This is a genomic window from Kitasatospora sp. NPDC091276, from assembly GCF_040684355.1.
Classification (GTDB): Bacteria; Actinomycetota; Actinomycetes; order Streptomycetales; family Streptomycetaceae; genus Kitasatospora.
Map to the genome: position 1 here is coordinate 1 of NZ_JBFBFU010000018.1, position 20,608 is coordinate 20,608.

Sequence of the window (20,608 nt, forward strand, 5' to 3'; positions counted from 1 at the left end):
CGCGCCCCGCTGGGGGGGCGGGGGGGCGGCGGGGGGCCGCTCCCCCCCCCGGCCCGGCGCGCGCTCCCCCCCCCCCCCCCCCCACCGCGACCGCGACAACCCGGTCGGCCACCCCGGCGCCCGCGTCCGCCGCCCTGGGCCGCCGGGTCGCCGAGGTGGCCACCGCCCAGCTCGGCGTGCCCTACGCCTGGGGCGGCGGTGACCGGCTGGGGGCGAGCCTCGGCTTCTGCGACGACGAGAACGGCTACCTGGACGGCGTCTGCGTGGGCGAGAGCACGGTCGGCTTCGACTGCAGCGGCCTGTCCCTCTACTGCTGGTACCGGGCCAGCCACGGCACGGTCGAGCTCGGGCACTACACCGTCGCCCAGTTCCACCGCAGCGCCCCGGTGGAGCGTGACGCCCTCGCCCCGGGCGACCTGCTGTTCTTCTCCCGCCCGGACGCGCCGCTGCACCACGTCGGGATCCACGTCGGCGACGGCGCGATGATCCACGCCGAGCGCACCGGGACGCCGGTCGCCCGGGTCGAGCACGTCCTCGACGTCCCGCGCTGGGCCGGCGAGTTCGCCGGTGCCCGCCGCCCCGGGCCGGCCGGCTGAGCGGGCCTCAGAGGCCGCGCCGCTCCCCCGACCCCTGGTGTCCCTGGTGGACGCGCAGCAGCAGGCCGTGCAGCAACTGCCGCTCCCGCGCGTCCAGCGGCGCCAGCACCTCGTCCTGCACCGCGCGCGCCCGGGCGTCCAGCTCCGCGAGCAGCGCCCGCCCGGCGCCGGTGACCGACACCGAGACCCGCCGCCGGTCCGCCGGGTCGCGGACGCGCTCGACGTACCCGGCGGCGGCCAGCTGGTCGGCGACCTTGGCGAGGTCGCTCGGGTCGATGCCCAGCCGCTGGACCAGGTCCCGCTGGGCGTGCGGCCCGAAGTCGGCGAGCGCGGCCAGCACGGCCATGTCCCAGAGCCGGAGGCCGTGCTCGGCGAGCTGCTCGGCGAGGCGGCCCCGTGCCGTCCGGCCGATCCGGGAGAGCAGGTAGGTACTGAGGTCGAGCAGCGTCGGCGGCAGGGAGGGAGTGGACAGGGGAGGGTCGGACAGGGAAGGGGCGGGCAGCGGGGATTCGGGGAGCGGGGGTTCGGGGGCCATGGCGTCAGTCTAGGGTTCATCCCTATAGTGGGTGCCGACCCACTGATATCCGACTGATCCGACCCGCTGAATCCCCGAACCCGGGAGCTTCGACCGTGGACGCCCTGTACCCCCGCCTGCTCGTGACCCGTTTCGCCGAGTGCTTCGGGTTCTACCGGGCGGTCCTGCCGCCCCTCACCGGCGCCGCCCTGGTCAAGGGCGCCCCCGACGGCCCCTACGCCAACTGGGACGTCGACGGGCAGGCCGTCCTGGTGCTCTTCGACCGCGCCGCGATGGCCGCCGCCCTGGGCACCACCGGCCTGCCCGAACGCCCGGCCGCCCCCGCCCAGGACGCCGCGATGCTGGTCTTCAGGGTGGCCTCCGTGGACGACGCGTTCGCCCTCTGCCTGCGCCACGGCGGCGCCCCGGTCGTCGGCCCGGCCGACCGGCCCCGGTGGGGCCCGAACCTGCGCAGCGCCCACCTGCGGGACCCGGACGGCCATCTGATCGAGCTCCAGTCCTACTGAGCCGCCCCGCCCGACCGGCGCGCGGGGTCGTCCGCCCAGAGGTCGGCGCTGCACGCCGCCACCAGCGCGCCGATCCTGGCCCACGCCTCCTCCGCGGGCAGCGGTTCGAGCCGGCGGCCGTCCCGCAGCCGCAGCGCGACCCGGTCGTCCACGGCCTCCTGGGCCCCGATCACGGCCTGGTACGGCACCAGGCGCGCCGCCCGGATCCGGGCGCCCAGGCTGCCGTGCCCGGGCCCGGCGACCTCGGCGCGCAACCCGAGGTCGAGGCAGCGCCGCCGGAGCCGCTCGGCCTGCGGCAGTTCGCCCTCGGAGACCGGCAGCAGCACCACCTGCGCCGGGGCGAGCCAGGCCGGGAACGCGCCGCCGTACAGCTCGATGAGGTGGGCGACCACCCGCTCCACGCTGCCGATCACGCTGCGGTGGACCATCACCGGCCGGTGTTTCGCGCCGTCCGGGCCGATGTAGTGCAGGCCGAAGCGCTCGGGCTGGTGGAAGTCGATCTGCACGGTGGAGAGGGTGAACTCGCGCCCGGCGGCGTCGGCGATCTGCACGTCGATCTTCGGCCCGTAGAAGGCGGCCTCGCCCTCCGCGGCCTCGAACGGCACGCCGGAGCGTTCCAGCACGTCGGTGAGCAGCGCGGTGGCCCGCTCCCAGAGGGCCGGATCCGCCACGTACTTGCCGCCCGCGCCGGGCAGCGAGAGCCGGTAGCAGACCGGTTCGATGCCGAGCGCGCGGTGTGCCGCGCGGATCAGCTCCAGTGCGGCGACGGCTTCGTCGGCGGCCTGCTCCGGGGTGCAGAACACGTGCGCGTCGTTCAGCTGGATCGCCCGGACCCTGGTCAGCCCGCCCAGCACGCCGGACAGTTCGGAGCGGTACATGCCACCCAACTCGGCCATCCGCAGCGGGAGTTCCCGGTAGCTGTGGGGTCGGGAGCGGTAGATCAGGGCGTGGTGCGGGCAGAGGCTCGGCCGGAGCACCATCTCCTCCGAGCCCAGTTCCATGGGTGGGAACATGTCGTCGCGGTAGTGCGCCCAGTGGCCGGAGATCTCGTACAGCTCGCGCTTGCCGAGCACCGGCGAGTACACGTGGCGGTAGCCGGCCCGCCGCTCGCGCTCGCGGATGAACTCCTCCAGGGTGTGCCGGATCGCGGCGCCGTCGGGCAGCCAGTAGGGCAGGCCGGAGCCCATCAGCGGGTCGGTGTCGAACAGGTCGAGTTCGCGGCCGAGCTTGCGGTGGTCGTGCGCGGGGTGGTCGTGTGCAGGGCGGTCGTGCGCGGCGTGGTCGTGCATGGGGTGGTCTCCACTCGGATCTGCGGGCGAGTGGTCCGGAAACGGCGAAGCCCCGGGGCACTCGCCCCGGGGCTTCGGACTAGGTCAGCAGTCAGCGCACCGGGACTCTCTCCGGCGTCGTCGTGGCGAGTGCAGCGCGCTTCATGAGATCCACGATAACAGGGCGCCGACCGCCGTGGTGATCTTTATCCGCGGCCGCTCAGAACAGGACGGCGCAGCCGCGCGCGTCGAGCGCGCCGAGCAGTCGCGGCGAGGGGCGCGCCTCGTTCCACCGCAGGTCCAGCTTCTCCAGTGCGGGCAGTTCGGCCAGCCAGTGCGGCAGTTCGGTGATCCGGTTGCCCCGAAGGTCGAGCCGGCGCAGCAGCGGCAGCCCGGCGAGCACCGGCGGGACCTCGGCGAGCGCGTTGTCCCGCAGTTCGAGTTCACGCAGCGCGGTGAGGCCGCCGAAGGTGTCCGGCAGGGTGGTCAAGTGGTTCCCGCACAGCCAGAGTTCACGCAGGGCGGTCAGTTCGCCGAGACGGTCGGGCAGCGCCGCGAGCCGGTTGCGCTGGACGCGCAGCTCGACCAGGGCGGTCATGTCGCCGATGGTGGCGGGAAGTTCGGTGAGCCGGTTGTCGCCGACGTTGAGGTAGCGCAGCGCGGTGAGGCGGCCGAGCGCGGCCGGCAGTGCGGTCAGCGCGTTGTCGTGCAGGTAGAGGAAGTCGGCGAGCCCGGTCAGCTCGCCCAGTTCGGCGGGCACGCCGGTGAGCCGGTTGTGCCCGAGGTCGAGGGTGCGAAGCCGTCGCAACCCGCCGACCTCGGGAGGCAGTTCGGTCAGGCCGGTCTCGGCGAGGATGAGCACGGTCAGGTCGGTCCGGTCCCACACCTCGGCCGGCACCGCGCCGAGGGGCCGGCGCCAGAGGTTCAGCGTCACGTCGGTCACGCCCGTCATTGTCCCGTCCACGCGCCCGCTGCCGACGGGCGGTCGTGACGACATGTGAACGGATCTGGCGCCTTCCTTCACTGCTCCGATACGTTCTGGATCACTCAGCGGTCAGCAGCCCCTCCGGGAGTCGTCATCAACGCTCAGCCCGTCCCCGTGCCCCTCACCCTCCCCGCCCTGCTGGACCACCGGGCGGCGCTGCACCCCGACCGGGAGGCGCTGCTGGTGCCGGGCGGCGGCAGCCTCACCTACGGCCGGTGGCGCGAACGGGCGGTGCGGGCCGCGCACGGGCTGGCCCGGGCCGGGGTACGGCCCGGGGACCGGGTGGCGCTGCTGCTCGACAACCGGGAGTGGGACGCGTACGCCGTGGCGTTCCTGGCCGCGCACTACGCGGGCGCGGCGGGGCTGGTGATCCGCGCGGACCTCTCCGGGGCGGACGTCGCGCGGCTCGTCGACGCCGCCGGGGCGCGCTGGGCGATAGCCGGGAACGGGCCGCGCACCGCTCTGCCCGCCTTCACCCTCGACGGCCTGGAGAACAGCGGTGACGGCAAGGGAAGCGGTGACGAACCGCCGCATCGGGCCGCTCCCGGGGACCTCGCCCAGATCATCGGCACCTCCGGCACCACCGGCACCCCGAAGGGCGTCCGGGCCGCGCACGCCAGCCTGACCGCCGGGCTCGTCCTCAACCCCCGCCCCCGCCCGTACGCGCACTCGCGCTACGCGGTGCACGCCTTCCCGATCGGGACCAACGCCGCCCAGGTCGTCCTGGTGAACGCGCTGACCGCGCAGCCGGCCACGATCTGCCTGCCGCGCTTCGACGCGGAGGAGTTCGGCCGAGTGGTCGAGGAGTACGGCGCGGGCACCGTCTTCCTGGTGCCGTCGATGGCGGTGGAACTGCTGAACTCCGGGATCGCCGAGCGCCGGGACCTGAGCAGCGTCCTCCTGGTCAGCTCCTCGGCCGCCGCGCTCCCGCCCGCCGTCGCCGCCGGGCTCTGCGCCGCCCTGCCCAAGGCGACCGTCGTCAACACCTACACCTCCGCCGAGGCCTCCCCCGCCCAGATCTCCGCGATCGTGGACGCCGGCCGCCCCGGTTCGGTCGGCCGCCCCACCGACCCGGCCGACCTGCGGATCCTGGACGAGGCCGGGCAGCCCGTCGCGCCCGGCGACACCGGCGAGCTCTGGCTGCGCCAGCCGGGCCCGCCCCGGGGGTACGTCGGCGCGGATTCCGGCGCCGTGTTCCGCGACGGCTGGGTGCGGATGGGCGACCTGGGCCGGCTGGACGGGGACGGCTACCTCCACCTGGTCGACCGGGAGAGCGACATCGTCAAGTCCGGTGCGCTGAAGGTCTCCACGCTGCGCATCGAAGCGGTGCTGCACGAGCACCCGCAGGTCGCCGACGCGGCCGCGCTCGGGCTGCCGCACCCGGTGATGGGCCAGGTGCCGGTGGCGGCCGTGGTCCCGCTCCCGGGCGGGATCGACCTCGACGGGCTGCGGCTCTTCCTCGGCGAGCGGCTCGCCCGGGCCGAACTGCCCGTACGCCTGCTGGTGACGGACTCGCTGCCGCGCAACCCCAGCGGAAAGGTCGTCAAGCACCGGCTCCGGGCCAGGTTCGAGGAGCCCGTGCCCACCGCCGGCACCGCACCGGCCACCGCCCGGGAGCGCGCGCTGGCCGAGCTGTGGCGGGGCGTGCTGGGGCGGCCGGTCCGGGCCGTGGAGGAGGAGTTCTTCGCGCTCGGCGGGGACTCCTTCCGGGCCGTCCAGCTGGCCGCCGCGATCTCCGCCGAGTTCGGCGTGGCGGCCGGTACGGCCCTGGTGTTCGAGCGGCCCTCACTGCGGGCCCAGGCCGCCTGGCTGGAACAGGCGGTGGCCTCGACCGGCTCCGCCGGGCCGGTGGAGCCGGTGGAGGCCGAGGCGACGGCGTTCCTGCGCTCGCTGCGCGCCCAGCCGCACGAGCTCCCGCTCACCGCGCAGCAGGAGAACTTCCTGCGCTGGATGGCCGAGGCCGCGGGCCGCAACGTCGGCTCGGTGGCGGTGATGTTCCGGGTGCTGGAGGAACTGCGGACGGACACCCTGGCCGACGCCCTCCACCAGGCGATCCGCCGCCACCCCGCGCTGCGCACCAGGTTCGTCCCGGTGCCGGACGCCGAACCGGGGGTGCTGCGGGCCGTGCTCGACGACGAGCCGCGCGCGGACGTGGTGCTGCTGGACGCCCCCGGCGCGAGCGATGCGGAGGTGTCGGCCCGGCTCGTCGCCGAACGCGACCGGCTGACCGACCTGGCCTCGGGGGCGATGACCAGGCTCGCCGTGGTGAGCCGGGGTCCCGGGGACCACGTCGTCATGCTGGCGGTCCACCACATCGTCGCCGACGGCTGGTCGCTGGGCGTGCTGCTGCGCGACCTGGGCGTGCTGTACTCGGCGCTGCGCGGCGGCCGCCCGGCGCCGGCCGCCCGGCCCGGCCCGGCGTACCGGGAGCTGGTGGAGTGGTCGAACGCGCACTGGCCGGCCACCCGGGCGCACTTCGCGACGGCGCTCGCGGGCGCCCCCACGGCGATCGACCCGTTCCCCGGGCGGCAGGACACCGAGGTGGTGCTGAGCGCCGTCCGGACGCTGGAGGTGCCGGCCGAGCGGGCGGGCGCGCTGCGGGCCCGGGCGGCGGAGCTGGGGGCCACCCCGTTCCTCGCGATGGCGGCGGTGTGGAGCGGGCTGCTGGCCGCCCGCAGCGGACAGCGGGACTTCGTCCTGATGACCCCGGTGCCCGGCCGCACCAGGCCGGAGGCGGAACGCGCGGTCGGCTGCTTCGTCCAGTCGCTGCTGCTGCGGGTGGACGCCGCCGGGGAGCCCGGGTTCGCCGAACTGCTGGACCGCGTCCGCACGGCCGCCACCACCGCGCTGGACCACCAGCTGTACCCCTTCGCCGAGTTCAGCCCGCTGGTCCCGTTCGCCGCCTGGCTGCGGTACGAGAGCTGGAGCGCCCCGGCACAGCTGCCCGGAGTGGCGTGCGCCGCGTGGGAGCTGCCGCGCAACGCCACCGTGCCGTACCCGCTGCCCGGCGGCGACCGGCACGTGCCGGAGCTCGCCGTCACCGAGCAGCCGGACGGCTCGCTGCGCTGCTGGCTGCGGTACAACGAGCACGCCTTCACGGCCGAGGCGGTGGACGCGCTGGCCGCGGACCTCGCCGCCGCGCTGGCCGGCGCCGCGCGGGTGTGAACCGGGGCCCCCGCCCCCGCGCTGGGGGCGGGGGGGGGCCGCCGGCCGTGCCCTCAGCCGGTGAGCCGGCCGGCGGCCTCCGCCTCGGTGAGGCCGTCGATCTCGGCGATCAGCAGCGCCTCGATCCGGGCCGCCAGGACGGCCGGGGTGCTGCTCTCGAAGACGTCCCGGATCGGCACGTCGAGGCCGAGCCCGGCCCGGATCCGCGCGGCGACCCGGGTGACCAGCAGGGAGTCCCCGCCGAGCGCGAAGAAGTCGTCGAGCACCCCGACCCTGGGCACGCCCAGCACCTCCTGCCACAGCTCGGTGACCAGGTGTTCGGCGTCGGTGCGCGGCGCGAGGTAGCGGGCCCCCGCGGCCGGTTCGAGGTCGGGCAGGGCCGCCGGGTCGGGCTTGCCGTTCGCGGTCAGCGGCAGCCGGTCCAGCAGCACCACGGCGTCCGGCACCAGGTAGGCGGGCAGCCGCCGGGCCAGGTGCTCGCGCAGCTCCGCCGGGCCGGGCCGGGCGCCCGGGCGGGGCACCGCGTACGCCAGCAGCCGCCGCCCGTCGCGCAGCAGCACCGCGGCCTGGGCGACGGCCGGGTGCGCGGCCAGGGCGGACTCGATCTCGGCGGGTTCGATCCGGTAGCCGCGCAGCTTCAGCTGGCCGTCGCCGCGCCCCAGGTACTCCAGCTGCCCGTCCGTGCGCCAGCGGACCCGGTCGCCGGTGCGGTACATCCGGCCGCCGGTGAGCGGGTCCACGGTGAGCGGGTCGCCGGTCGACGGGTCAGCGGTCGACGGGTCAGCGGTGAACGGGTCGGCGGTGAACGGGTCGGGCACGAAGGCGGCCGCCGTCAGGTCGGGCCGGCCCAGGTAGCCGCGCGCCAGCCCGGCGCCGCCGAGGTACAGCTCGCCCTCGGAGCCGCGCGGCAGCAGGGCACCGCGCTCGTCCAGCACGTGGAGCCGGACGCCGGGCAGCGGGCGGCCTAGCGCAGGCCGGCGGGCGGTGTCCGCGGCGGTCAGGTCGGTCGCGGTGACGATGACGGTGGCCTCGGTGGGGCCGTAGGTGTTGACCAGCCGGACGGCGTCGCCGTGCCGCTGCCGCCACCGGCCGACGGCGTCGGCGCCCACCTGGGAGCCGCCGAGGATCTGCAGGCGCAGCGCGGCCGGCCAGCGGGTCTGCTCGCCGAGGCCGACGAGCTCCTCCCAGTAGGCCGTGGGCAGGTCGAGCACGGTGACGGTGTCGCCGTGCGGGCCGCCCAGCAGGTCGGGCAGGGTGCGGCCGCCGCCGGGCAGCAGGACGACGCAGGCCCCGGAGGCGAGCGCGGGCCAGAGCTCCTCGACGTGGGTGTCGAAGCCGAGCGAGGCGAACTGGACGATCCGGTCGGCGGGTCCGAGCGCGTAGCCGTCGGGCCCGGCCATCCAGGCCACCCGCGCGGCCAGCGCGGCGTGGTCGACGGCGACGGCCTTGGGCGCGCCGGTGGAGCCGGAGGTGTAGAGCACGTAGGCCGGGCCCCAGGGGTCCGACGGGACGGGGTCGGCGTGCCCGGGGTCGGGGTCGGCGTGGTCGGGACCGTCGTGGCCGGGGCCGTCGATCGCCGGGTCGACGCCGGTGAGGACCAGGGCGGCGTCGGCCTCGCGCACCATCAGCCGGCGGCGTTCCTCGGGGTGGGCCGGATCGAGCGGCAGGTAGGCGGCGCCGGCCTTCCAGATCGCGGTCAGGGCGACGACCAGGTCGAAGGAGGGCGGCATCGACACCGCGACGACCCGGCCCGCCACCCGGCCGAGCCGTCGCGCCAACGCGCTGGAGCGCCGGTCGAGTTCGCCGTAGGTCAGGCTCCGGCCGTCGCACTCCAGCGCCGGGGCGTCCGGGCGGGCGGCGGCCTGCTCGGCGAACCGCTCCAGCACCGTCCGGGCCTCCTGGGCCTCCGGGCCCGCTCCCAGTGCGAGCAGTTCCGCCCGCTCCTCGGGCCCCACCAGCCAGTCCCCGTGCAACGGGAGCTGCGGGTCGTCGACCACCCGGGCGAACAGGGCGCGGCACCGCCGGCCGAGGGCCTCGACGGTCTCCCGGTCCAGCACCTCGCGGTCGAAGCAGAAGGACAGCGCGATCCCGCCGTCGGCGGTGCGCCAACTGTCCAGCAGCAGGTCGGTCTTGGCCTGCTCGAAGCCGGAGTCCATGCTCGCGGTGCGGACGCCCGCGGGCAGGGCGGGCGCGCCGGGGCCGCCCGCCAGGTCGTACTGGCTCTGGTGGACGAAGACGGCCCGGTACAGCGGCCCGGCGCCGGGCTCCGCGGGCAGGCCGAGGTGGCCGGCGAGCCGTTCGACCGGCACGTCCTGGTGGCCCAGGGCGGCGAGCGTGGCCGAGCGGGTGCGCCGCAGCACGGTGCGGAAGTCGGGGTCCCCGGTGTCGGGGTCGCCGGTGAGGTCGGCCCGGATCACCGCCGTCCGGCTGAAGTAGCCGAGCAGCGCCTCGTGCGCGGCCTCGTTGCGGCCGGCCAGCGGGGTGCCGACCACGAAGTCCCGGCAGCCGGTCCAGCGCGCGAGCACGTACTGGTACCCGGCCAGCAGCACCATGAACGGGGTGCACCGCTCCTGTCGCGCCAACCGGTCGAGGGCGGCGGTCAGTTCGGGGTCGAGGCGGACGGTGGTGAACCCGGCGGGCCGGGCCGGGTCGGCCGGCCTCGGGTGGTCGAGCGGGAGGCGCAACGCCCCGGTGCCGGCCAGCCTCTCCACCCAGTAGCGGAACGCCTCCTCGCCCGCCCCGCCGGCCGTCCTGGCCTGCTCGGCGCGGGCGAAGTCGCCGTACTGGAGCGGGAGTTCCGGCAGCTCGGCAGGGGCCTCGCCGATCGCCTCGCGGTAGAGCGCGAGCAGTTCGCGCCACATCGTCCGGAACGACCAGCCGTCCGAGACGATGTGGTGGACGACGACGCAGAGCGCGTGCTCCCCCTCCCCCGCGCTGATCAGCGCGGCCCGCAGCGGCGGCCCGGCGGCGAGGTCGAAGGGCGCGTTGACGTACGGGCGGCAGGCGTCGGTGAACTCGGCCTCGGCCGCGCCCTCGGGCAGCCGGACCAGGGCGAGGTCGATCTCGGCCGGGGGCTGGACGAGTTGGACGGGTTCCTCGCCGTCCGCGGCCGCGGGCCCTGCGGCGGCGCCGAGCGCGAAGCGGGTGCGCAGGATCTCGTGCCGCGCCGTCAGCCGGTGCAGCGCGGTGCGCAGGGCCTCCGGGTCGATCGGCCCGGTCCACCGCCGGTTGAGGTACATGTTGAAGCCGGCGTCGTCCGGGTGGAGTTGCTGGAGGAACCAGAGCCGGCGCTGTTCGCCGGTCAGCGGGTGGATGGCGGTGGTCACCGGACGGTCACCTCGGTCTCGGAGCGGCGCGGGGCGGCAAGGGCAGCGGGAGCGACAGGAGCAGCAGGGGTGGCAGGAGCAGCGGGGGCAGCGGGGGCAGCAGGGGTGGCAGGAGCGGTCGCGGCCCGGTCCTGGAGGGTCTTCAGCCCGACCAGGTCGTCGGGCTCGGCGTCGGGGACGTCCCGGTCGAAGTGGCGCAGCACGGGCACGGCCAGGCAGACCAGCACCAGGGCGGCCATGGCGAGGCCGAACAGCAGGTAGAGCAGCCCGATGCCGCGGCCGTCGCCGGTGCCGATGAGCCGGCCCACGGTCGGGGCCAGGGCGCCGTCGTGGTCCATCAGCGGCTGGAGCAGCCGGGGCCCGAGCGGGGCGACCAGGGCGAAGCCGACCGGCAGGGTCGACCAGGCGACCATGGTGTTCACGGCGATCACCCGGCCGTGGAAGCGCAGCGGCACCTTGGTCTGCACGATGGTCGCGTAGACGCCGTTGACCAGGGCCAGGCCGAAGGCCATGCCGAACGCGCCGAGGGCGACCACGACCAGCGACGGGCGCAGCCCGGTGACCAGGCACGCCCCGGCCAGGGCCAGGGTGGCGAGCAGCACCCCGCGCAGCCGCAGGTGGCGCGGCCCGCCCCAGGCGAGCAGGGTGAGCCCGCCGAGTACGGCCCCGAGGCCGGCCGCCGTCGACACCCAGCCGGCCGCCGCGAGCGGAGCGAAGGAGAGCACCAGCGGGGTGGTGAGCAGGAACAGCGGGGAGAGGAAGATGTTCAGCACCGCGAAGAACAGCAGCATGGCCCGGAAGTGCCGGCTGCCGAGGGCCCGCCGGAAGCCCTCGCGGATCTCGGCGGAGACGCTCTCGCGCCGGCTGGCGCCCATCAGGTCGGGGAAGCGCACCGCCAGGGTGACGGCGAGGGCGGCGGCGTAGCTGACGACGTCGAGGGTGAGGATGCCTCCGAGCCCGATCGCGGCGAGCAGGCCGACGGCGAACAGCGGGACGAGGAACTGGGCGAGGCCGAAGGCCATCTGCACCAGGCCGTTGGCCCGGCCGAGGTAGCGCTTGGGGACGAGCTGGGGCACCGCGGCGTTCCAGGCGAGCCGTTGGAAGGTGAGCGCGGTGGAGAGCACGCCGATGAGCACGTAGGCGTGCCAGACCTGGAGGCTTCCGGTGAGGTGGAGCAGGAGCAGCAGCGCCTGGGTGGCGCCCGCGGCGAGGTCGCCGTAGAGCATGATCCGGCGCCGGTCGCCCCGGTCGACGACGGCGCCCGCGATCGGTGCGGCGAGGATGCCGGGGACGAGTCCGCAGGCGGCCAGCAGCCCGAACTGGGCCAGGGAGCCGGTGCGCAGGTAGATCCAGACCGGGAGGGCGAACTCGGTGAGCGCCGATCCGATCATCGACACCTGCTGCCCGGAGGCGACGGTGAGGAAGCGGCGCATGGTCGGTCGCAGCGGGGCCTGCTCCGCCCGTGGCGCGCCGTCGCCCCGGGAGAGCCCGGCCAGCCACCAGGTCGCGCCGTCGCTCCGGTGGTGCCGTTCCTCCTGGCCGTCGGCGATCGAGCGGTGGACGCGGGTGAGGATCTCCGCGAGTTCGGCGGCCCGGTACTTGAGGTAGAAGTGGCCGGCCTCGTCGAGCACGACGACCGCGGCGGTGTCGGTGAGCCGGTGCCACTCCCGGTAGCGCTCCTGGTAGAAGTCCGTCGCCGGGTCGCGCTCGCCGCAGACGGCGATGATCGGGGCCCTGATCCGGCCGTCCTCGCTGTCGAACAGCCGGGTGAAGTAGCGTTCGGCGTCCTTGGTGCCGGTGCGGCGGTTGCGCACGATCAGCCGCAGCTGCTCGGCGTCGACCTCGTCGGTGTCCAGCCCGGCGGCGGCCAGCGCGTTGATCATGCCCTGGTCGTTGCGCAACCGGTCGGTCAGGTCGGCCCAGCGTTCGCCGACGGCGGCGCCGCGCCCCCGGGGGCGGGCGAAGGGGAAGATACCGCCGAGGTGGACGGCGTCGATCTCCCGGCCGGCGGCCTCGACCTGCCGGGCGATCTCCACGGCCAGGCGGACGCCGACGCCGCAGTGCCCGTACAGCACGATCGGGCCGGGGACGTTCTCGACGATCTCGCGGGCGCAGGTCGCGGCGACCTCGTCGATGTCCATCGCCTCCTCGCCGAGTTCGTGCCCCGGGACGGCGATCGAGTACAGCGCCCAGTCCTCGGGCAGGGCGTCGGCGAGCGGCTTGTAGATGAGCGCGCTGCCGCCGCCGTAGGGGGCGCAGACCACGCTTGCGGTGGTGCGCGGCCTCGGCGGGGTGAGCCGGTGGAGCAGGCCGCCGGAGCCGCGTTCGGCGGTCGGGTCGGCGACCAGGGCGGCGAGCCGGCGGACGGTGGAGTGGGTGAACAGGTCCATCACGCCGATGGGGGCGGGCAGCTCAGGGAAGGCCCGGCGCAGGCGGGCGACGACCTGGGTGGCGAGCAGGGAGTGGCCGCCGAGGTCGAAGAAGTCGTCGAGCGCGCCGACCCGTTCGACGCCCAGCACCTGGGCCCAGATCGCGGCGATCGCCGTCTCGGCCTCGCCGTCGGGTTCGACGTGTCCGCCGGTCGGCGCCGGGTCCTCGGGTTCGGGCAGCGCCTTGCGGTCGACCTTGCCGTGGGCCAGCAGGGGCAGCGCGTCGAGGACGACGTAGCGGGCCGGGACGAGGTAGTCCGGCAGGACGGCGCCCAGCGCCTCCCGTAGTTCGGCGGGTGTCGGGGCGGGGGCGGCGCCGGGGTGTTCGAGGTAGGCGACGAGGTTCTGGCGGACGCCCTCGCCGCGGAGCGTCACGAGCGCCTGGGTGATGCCGGGCAGCGCGGTGAGCGCGGCCTCGATCTCGCCGGGCTCGACCCGGTAGCCGCGGACCTTGATCTGGTCGTCGGCGCGGCCCAGGTACTCCAGCGTGCCGTCCGGCCGCCAGCGGGCCAGATCGCCGGTGCGGTACATCCGCCCGTCGGCGAACGGGTCATCGACGAAACGTTCCGCCGTCAGGTCGGGGCGGCCCAGGTAGCCGCGGGCGAGCCGGTCCCCGCCGAGGTAGAGCTCGCCCACCACCCCGGGCGGCACCGGTCGGCGGGCCTCGTCCAGTACGTAGCAGCGGGCGCCCGCGAGCGGGGTGCCGATCGGCGTGCTGCCGGGTCCCGCCGGGCCCGGCAGGACCTCGTGGACGGTGACGCCGACCGTCGCCTCGGTCGGCCCATAGTGGTTGAACACGGCGCAGCGGCCCCGGCCGGCGAGGTCCGCCGCCCAGGCCCAGGGCGACGCCTCGCCGCCGAGCACCAGGGCCCGGCGCGGGAGCAGCCGCTCCACGTCCACGTCGGCGGTCAGCGCGGCCAGGTGCGACGGCGTCATCTTGAGGTAGTCGATGCCCGACTCCTCGATGCGCTCGGCGAGTTCGGCACCGGCGATGCGGCGCGGCAGCAGGTGCACCCGGCCCCCGGTGGTCAGCGCCAGGTACAGCATGGTGATGCTGAAGTCGAAGGACAGGGACTGCAGCAGCCCGTAGGCCGCACCGGGCTCGATCCGCAGACGTTCCCGCACGCCGGCCAGGTAGTTGAGGATCTGGCGGTGCTGCACCGCCACGCCCTTGGGCTGCCCGGTCGAGCCGGAGGTGTAGATCACGTAGGCGAGGTCGTCCGGCCCGGACGCCTCCGCCAACGGGGCCTCGTCCGGCAGGATTTGACCCTCGCCGACCGGCTCCCGGTCGACGAGCAGCTCGGCGCCGTCGTAGCCGGCGAACGCCGTCCGCAGCCGCGAGTCCGTGACCAGCACCCGCACGCCCGCGTCCGTCACCAGGTGGGAGAGCCGCGCGGGCGGCTGTTCCGGGTCCAGCGGCAGGTAGCCGCCGCCGGCCTTCAGGACGCCGACCAGGGCCGCCGCCAGTTCCGGGGACTGCTCCAGGCACACCGCCACCCGGTCGTCCGGGCCGACGCCCAGCGCCCGCAGCCGGCGGGCCAGGCCGGTGGCCCGGGCTTCGAGTTCACGGTAGGAGAGGGTGCGGCCGTCGAAGACCAGTGCCGGGCGGTCGCCCGCGCCGCGCGCCGCCTCGGCGAGCAGCCCGGTCAGCGTCCCGGGACCGGCCTCGGGCGCGGGCAGTTCGGGGCCCGCCGCCCAGCGCTCGACCACGTCCCGGCGCTCGGGCCCGGTCAGCATGGGCAGGCCGTCGACGGGCTGCGCCGGATCCGCCGTCGCCGCCGCCATCAGCACCTCGAAGCGCTCGGCGAGCCGCCGTACGGTGTCGGCCTCGAAGAGGTCGGTCCGGTAGGTGATCAGGCCGTAGAGACCGCCGTCCTTCTTCTCCCGCAGGTAGAAGGCGAGGTCGGCGTGGGTCGTGGTGGCCTCGTAGCCGAACCCCTCCGCCGCCGCGGCGGGCGCGGTGGAGGCGGCGCGGTCCCCGTAGTTCTGGAAGGCGAAGGTCACCTGGAACACCGCCGAGCGGCTGACGTCCCGTTCGACGTCCAGGTCCGCCACCATCTGCTCGAACGGCACCTCCTGGTGGGTGTAGGCGTCGAGCGTCGTCTCCCGCACCCGCCCGATCAGGCCCGCGAAGCTCTGCCCCGGCTCCAGCCGGGCCCGGATCGGCAGCATGTTGACGAACGCCCCGACCACGCCCTCCAGTTCGCGGTGGAGGCGGCCGGCCACCGCCGAGCCGACGGCGAAGTCCCGCTGCCCGGAGTGCCGCCCCAGCAGCACCTGGAGGCCCGCCATCAGCACCATGTACGTCGACGCCCCGTGGGCGCGGGCGCACTCGGCGACGGCCCGCACCAGCTCCGGGCTCCAGTGCAGCTCCAGGGCGGCGCCGTCGAAGGTGAGCACCGGCGGACGCGGGCGGTCGACGGGCAGTTCCAGTGCCGGGACGTCGGCGAGTTCGGCACGCCAGTGGTCCCGGGAGGCGGCCAGCGCGCCGCCGGCCAGCCGCTCCCGCTGCCAGTGCGCGTAGTCGCCGAACTGTACGGGCAGCTCCGGGAGTTCGGCGGGGGTGCGGTGGGCGTGCCGGGCGTAGAGCGCGTCCAGTTCGCGGTTGAGGATGTCGATGGACCAGCCGTCGCAGACGATGTGGTGCATCACCAGGGCGAGCACGTGGTCCTCGTCGGCGAGCCGGACCAGCAGCGCCCGCAGGAGGGGGCCGCGCGCCAGGTCGAAGGGGCGGGCGACCAGCGCGCCGATCTCGTCGGCGGCTCTTCGCCGGGGGTCCGGATCGTCGGCCGCGTCCACGAACTCGGCCGGGAAGGGCCCCGGTTCGGCGATGGCGACCTCGGCGGTGCCGTGCTCCGTGGTCGGGAACGACATCCGCAGGCCCTCGTGGCGGTTCACCAGGTCGGCCAGGGCGCGGTCCAGCGCCGGGCGGTCCAGCGGCCCGCGCAGCCGGCGGGCCGGCGCCAGCGCGTAGGCCGTCCCGCCCGGTGTGAACTGGTCCATGAACCAGAGCCGTTCCTGCCCGCTGGACAGCGGCGGTGCGCTGCCCTCGGGGCGCGGCTCGACGGTGCGCCGGGGCGCGGCGGCGCCGCGCAGTCGCTGGGCGAGCAGGGCGCGTTTGGCGGCGGACCAGTCGGCGGGCGGGTCCTGGGTGTCGGTCATCGGCGGTCCATTCGGGCGGGAGGCGGGGGCGGGAGGGGGAGCGCAGGGGTACTCGCCCGTGGTCAGCGGCGCTCGCGGACGGCCGCGGCGATCCCGGCCGGGGTCGAGGCGTCGAAGAACAGGTCGAAGTCGAGCTCCACCCCGAGCGCGGCGCGGATCCGCGCGGTGATCTGGATGATCGTCAGCGAGTGCCCGCCGAACTCGAAGAGGTCGTCGTCCGGGCCGACCTCGGGCAGGCCCAGCACCTCGGACCAGATCGCCAGGACGGCTTCGGCGACGTCGTCGCGGACCTCCACCTCCGCCGGGGAGGCACCGGGGGCGGCCGACGACGGTCCGGCCACGGGCGGCGGGGCGGGCAGGGCGCGGCGGTCGAGCTTGCCGTTCGGGGTGAGCGGCAGCCGGTCCAGCGCCACGAACCGCCGGGGCACCATGACGGCGGGCAGGGTGCGCAGCAGGTGGTCGCGCAGGTCGGCGGCGCCCGTCGGCCCTGCGCCGGGCGCCGGGACGTGGTAGCCGACCAGCCCGGGCTCCCCCGGGCTCTCCTTGTACACCGTGACGGCCGCCTCCGCGACCGCCGGGTGCTCCAGCAGCGCCGCCTCGATCTCGCCGGGTTCGATCCGGTGGCCGCGGATCTTGACCTGGTCGTCGGCCCGGCCGTGGAAGGCCAGTTCGCCGTCCTCGGTCCAGGCGGCGAGGTCGCCGGTGCGGTACATCCGGCGGCCCGTGGACGGGGCGTCGGCGGACAGGCCCGCAGCGGACGGGGTGCCGGCGGGCGGGGCGTCGGCGAACGGGTCCTCGGTGAAGCGCTCGGCGGTCAGGTCGGGGCGGCCCCGGTAACCCTCCGCGACCCCGTCGCCCCCGAGGTGGAGCTCGCCGGGCACCCCGACCGGCAGCGGCCGGCGGTCCGCGTCCAGCACGTACGCCCGGGTGTTGGCGATCGGCCGGCCGATCAGCACGGCCTCCGACCCGGCCGGGACCTCCGCACAGGTGGACCAGATCGTCGTCTCGGTGGGCCCGTAGACGTTGAACAACCTGGCGACGCCGGCCCGCAGTTCACGGGCCAGCGGCAGCGGCAGCGCCTCGCCGCCGACCAGTGCGGTCAGCCCCGGCGGCAGCGTCCCGGCGCTGAGCAGCACCCGCCAGCCGGAGGGGGTCGCCTGCACGTGGGTCACGCCCTCGCGACGGACCAGGTCGCGCAGGCCCGGGGCGTCCAGGGCGGCGCCGTCCGGTGCGAGCACCAGGCGGCCGCCGGTGGTCAGCGGCAGCAGCAGTTCCAGGCCGGAGATGTCGAAGGAGAGCGAGGTCAGCCCGAGCCACACGTCGTGGGGCCCCGAGCCGAGCAGGTCGGCGAAGGAGGCCAGCAGGTTCACCAGCGCCCGGTGGCCGATCTCCACGCCCTTCGGCCGCCCGGTGGAGCCGGAGGTGTACAGCACGTAGGCGAGGGCGCCCCGCGTCGCCGCCGGGGCGGTGGTGGTGGCCGCCGGTGCCGGGTGGTCCGTCCCGAGCCGGAGCACGGCCGGCGCCGCCGCCGCCAGTTCCGGGGCGGGTTCCCGGTCGGTGACCAGCAGCACGGCGCCGGAGTCGGCGAGCAGGTGCGCCAGTCGCTCGCCGGGATAGCCGGGATCGAGCGGCAGGTAGGCGGCCCCGGCGGCGTGCACGGCGAGCAGCACGGCCGGCAGGTCGGCGGAGCGGTCCAGGTGCAGGGCGACCAGGTCGCCCGCCGCGACCCCGGCCCCGCGCAGCACCGCCGCCAGTTCGTCGGCCCGCGCCACCAGGTCCCGGTAGCTCAGCCGCCCGGTGGTGGCGGTGACGGCGGGGGCGTCCGGTGCCTCTGCGGCCCGCTCCCGCACCAGGTCCAGCACCGTGCGGTCGCTCGGGTAGGCGCGGGCGGTGGCGTTCCACCCGGTGGTCACCAGGCGCCGCTCGGCCTCGCCCAGCAGGGCGAGGTCTCCCAGCGGCGTCTCCGGCCGCGCCGTCGCGGCGTCGAGCAGCGCCCGGTAGTGCCCGGCGATGCGCTCGGCGGCGGCCGGCGGCAGGACCGCCGGGGCGTACTGGAGGGAGCAGTCCAGGGCGTCGGCGGTGTCGACCACCTGGAGGTGGAGCGTATTGCGGGCGGCGCCGTTGAACACGGCCCGGTCCACGCGCGCGGCACTGCCCGGGAACACCGGGTCGGCGCCCCGGGCGCGCCGGTACCCGAACGACACCGGGGCCAGGCCGACCCGGGCCGTCAGCCCGCCCACCGCCGCGCCGAACGGCACCGCCCGGAACGGGTACCCGGCGCGCGCCTCGGCGCGGACGGCCCGGGCGTAGCCCGCGAAGGAGTCCCGGACGCTCGCCCCGGACGGCGCGTGGACCGGCAGCTCGTTGACGAACAGCCCCGGCTCACCGGCCTGTTCCGGCGCCCGGACGGACAGCGGCACGGAGACCGGGACGGCCTCGCCGCCGTAGCGCAGCAGCAGTCCGTGCAGCGCGGCGAGCAGGAACTCGAAGACGGTGACGCCGCTGCGCCCGGCCGCGTCGGCCAGCCGCGCCCGGGCCGGACCGTCCAGTCGCCAGCCGACCGACTCCCCCGGCCCCGCCGCCGTGACGGCCTGCCGCAGCCCGGGGAGCACCGGCGCCGTCGCGGCGGCCCAGCGCGGGCCGTACCAGTCGGCGGCCCGGCGCACCAGCTCCGGAGCCGGCGGGGCGGGCGAAGAAGGCGGGCCGGGCGGCGTGGCGGCCTCGACGTCGGCACAGGCCTCGGCGTAGGCGTCGGCGTAGGCCTCGGCGAGGCCCGCGACCAGGACGTCCTTCGACTCCCCGTCGAACACCGCGTGGTGAACGACGATCAGCAGCTCCGCCGCTCCACCCCCGCGGCGGTAGAGGGTGAACCGCGCCGGCGGTCCGGCCGGCAGGTCGAACGGCCGCGCCACCTCCTCGGCCAGCCGCTTCTCCAGGTCCTCCACGCGGTCCCCGGAGGCGTCGACCACCTCCAGGCCCGGGGCGGGCCCCCGCTCCAGCAGCACCTTGCCGTCGCGCTCCACGAACACCACGGACAGCGCACTGTGACGGTCGGCCAGCGCGGACACCGCCCGGCCGAGCACCCCGGCGTCGACCCGGTCGAAGGAGATCCGGACGGGCATCTGGAACGCCCCGTGCACGGGCCCGAGTTGCTCGGTGAGCCAGATGCCCTGCTGGAAGGACGACGCGGACACGGGGAACGACTCAGGCATCTGCGGCTCGATTCGGCAGTCGGCGAAACGGTAGGGGCACGCGACCGGGCAGCGACGCTGCCGCCACGGATCCGCTGGTGACGCGGCCACCGAATACCGCCCGGCCCACCCCTGGCCGGCCGACCGGCCGCACCGGCCCCCACCCTCCCGGCCGCCCAGATCCCCCCTGCGCACGCCCGGGCCGGAGCCGGTCTTCTCCCCCGCGAAAAAGACCTTGGTCCAAACCTGCCGAGAGATTCGCAGAGAACCCACCCCTCGTCAAGGGTTCTCCACCCGCCCCACCAGGCGTCATGTACGCGCCCAGCCTGCGGAAATCCCGCCGTTCCGACTCCGTCCACGAGCCCGCCATGGACGGCGGGGCGACGACGGCGGCTCCGCGCCGGAGCGGATCAGGCCCGGAGCAGCTCCGCGCCAGAGCGGATCAGGCCCGGAGCGGATCAGGCCCGGGCCGGGCGGCCCCGGCTCACCTGCCCGGGGCGGCGGCCGCGAAGCCGCCGAGGAAGGCGAGCGCCTCCTCGGCCGGGCTCCCGGGGGCGGCCGTGTAGACGACCAGGAGGTGGCGCGCGGCGCCCGGCGCCTGGAAGGTCTCGTAGTCGAGCGTCACGTCGCCGACCACGGGGTGCCGGAAGCGCTTGGGGCCGTGGGTCTTCTCGTGCACGTGGTGGCCGGCCCACAACCGGCGGAAGGCGGCGCTGCCGAGTGCCAGTTCGCCGATCAGGCGCACGAGTTCGGGATCGTGCAGCTGCCGGCCGGAGGCCATCCGCAGGATGCCGACGGTGGTGCGCGCGGCGTCCTCCCAGTCGAGGTGGACGTCCGGCGCGCCCGGGTCGAGGAAGATCCGGCGGGCCAGGTTGCGTTCGCGCGGCGGGAGTTGGGGGAAGTCGGCGATCAGCGCGGCGGCCAGCCGGTTCCACGCCAGGACGTCGTTGCGGTCGTTCATGATCAGCGCGGGGGTGGTCGGCATCGCCTCCACGACCCGACGCAGGGCGGGGCGCAGGGCGTCGCCGTCCGCTCCGGCAGCCGCCGCCCTGGCCGCCGAGCGGCGGGGCGGGCGGGCCAGGTCGTACAGGTGGGCGCGCTCGGCGGGGCCGAGCCGCAGGGCGCGGCCGAGCGCGTCGAGCACCTCGTCGGACGGGCGCTCGGCGCGGCCCTGTTCCAGCCGGACGTAGTAGTCGGTGCTGAGGCCGACCAGTTCGGCGACCTCCTCGCGCCGCAGGCCGGGCACCCGGCGGCGTCCGGTCGGCGGCAGCCCCGCCTGCGCGGGTGACACCAGCGCCCGCCGGGTGCGCAGGTAGTCGCCGAGGCTGGCGGCGAGCGTGATCGGTTCGGCCATGCGTTCCAGTATGGGGCGCCCGGCCGGGGGTGCGGGGGCCGGAGGGTGGCCCTGTCACACCCAGGGAACGGGGCTCTCTTCATCCGGCGGC

The 20,608-nt window shown here is 76.0% G+C and carries 10 protein-coding genes; 3 read left to right on the forward strand and 7 right to left on the reverse strand.

Going from position 1 to position 20,608, the window contains the following annotated elements; translation table 11 throughout:
- Positions 1 to 155: 155 nt before the first annotated feature.
- On the forward strand, positions 156 to 596 hold the full coding sequence (locus AB0O19_RS22445) for an NlpC/P60 family protein (protein WP_363621726.1): 441 nt from the start codon (positions 156 to 158) through the stop codon (positions 594 to 596).
- 7 nt (positions 597 to 603) lie between these two features.
- On the opposite strand, the gene AB0O19_RS22450 is transcribed toward AB0O19_RS22445, so the two are convergent.
- Complete coding sequence (locus tag AB0O19_RS22450) at positions 604 to 1,131, reverse strand: MarR family transcriptional regulator (RefSeq protein WP_363621728.1); 528 nt, start codon at positions 1,129 to 1,131, stop codon at positions 604 to 606.
- 95 nt (positions 1,132 to 1,226) lie between these two features.
- Between AB0O19_RS22450 and AB0O19_RS22455 the strand changes: the two genes are divergently transcribed.
- A complete protein-coding gene (locus AB0O19_RS22455) occupies positions 1,227 to 1,637 on the forward strand; it encodes a VOC family protein (protein ID WP_363621730.1) in 411 nt (136 codons plus the stop codon).
- Here AB0O19_RS22455 and thrS read toward each other — a convergent pair.
- On the reverse strand, positions 1,631 to 2,926 hold the full coding sequence (thrS, locus tag AB0O19_RS22460; RefSeq protein WP_363621732.1) for a threonine--tRNA ligase: 1,296 nt from the start codon (positions 2,924 to 2,926) through the stop codon (positions 1,631 to 1,633). The two genes, AB0O19_RS22455 and thrS, sit on opposite strands and share 7 nt — an antisense overlap.
- Positions 2,927 to 3,125: 199 nt before the next feature.
- The gene (locus AB0O19_RS22465) at positions 3,126 to 3,857 is read right to left on the reverse strand and encodes a leucine-rich repeat domain-containing protein (RefSeq protein WP_363621734.1); all 732 of its coding nucleotides are present in this window, start codon (positions 3,855 to 3,857) and stop codon (positions 3,126 to 3,128) included.
- A gap of 147 nt (positions 3,858 to 4,004) precedes the next feature.
- On the opposite strand from AB0O19_RS22465, the gene AB0O19_RS22470 reads away from it, so the two are divergent.
- Positions 4,005 to 7,055: an AMP-binding protein gene (locus AB0O19_RS22470; protein ID WP_363621736.1), complete on the forward strand. Its 3,051-nt coding sequence runs from the start codon at positions 4,005 to 4,007 to the stop codon at positions 7,053 to 7,055.
- Positions 7,056 to 7,108: 53 nt separating this feature from the next.
- Here AB0O19_RS22470 and AB0O19_RS22475 read toward each other — a convergent pair whose 3' ends face one another.
- The 4 genes from AB0O19_RS22475 to AB0O19_RS22490 all read right to left on the reverse strand — a co-directional run bounded on the left by AB0O19_RS22475 (position 7,109) and on the right by AB0O19_RS22490 (position 20,517).
- Complete coding sequence (locus AB0O19_RS22475) at positions 7,109 to 10,381, reverse strand: amino acid adenylation domain-containing protein (protein WP_363621738.1); 3,273 nt, start codon at positions 10,379 to 10,381, stop codon at positions 7,109 to 7,111.
- A complete protein-coding gene (locus tag AB0O19_RS22480; protein WP_363621740.1) occupies positions 10,378 to 15,972 on the reverse strand; it encodes an amino acid adenylation domain-containing protein in 5,595 nt (1,864 codons plus the stop codon). Before AB0O19_RS22480 ends, AB0O19_RS22475 begins: the two co-directional genes overlap by 4 nt.
- A 62-nt stretch (positions 15,973 to 16,034) precedes the next feature.
- Positions 16,035 to 19,184: an amino acid adenylation domain-containing protein gene (locus tag AB0O19_RS22485; protein WP_363621742.1), complete on the reverse strand. Its 3,150-nt coding sequence runs from the start codon at positions 19,182 to 19,184 to the stop codon at positions 16,035 to 16,037.
- 463 nt (positions 19,185 to 19,647) lie between these two features.
- A complete protein-coding gene (locus AB0O19_RS22490; RefSeq protein WP_363621744.1) occupies positions 19,648 to 20,517 on the reverse strand; it encodes a helix-turn-helix transcriptional regulator in 870 nt (289 codons plus the stop codon).
- Positions 20,518 to 20,608 lie beyond the last annotated feature (91 nt).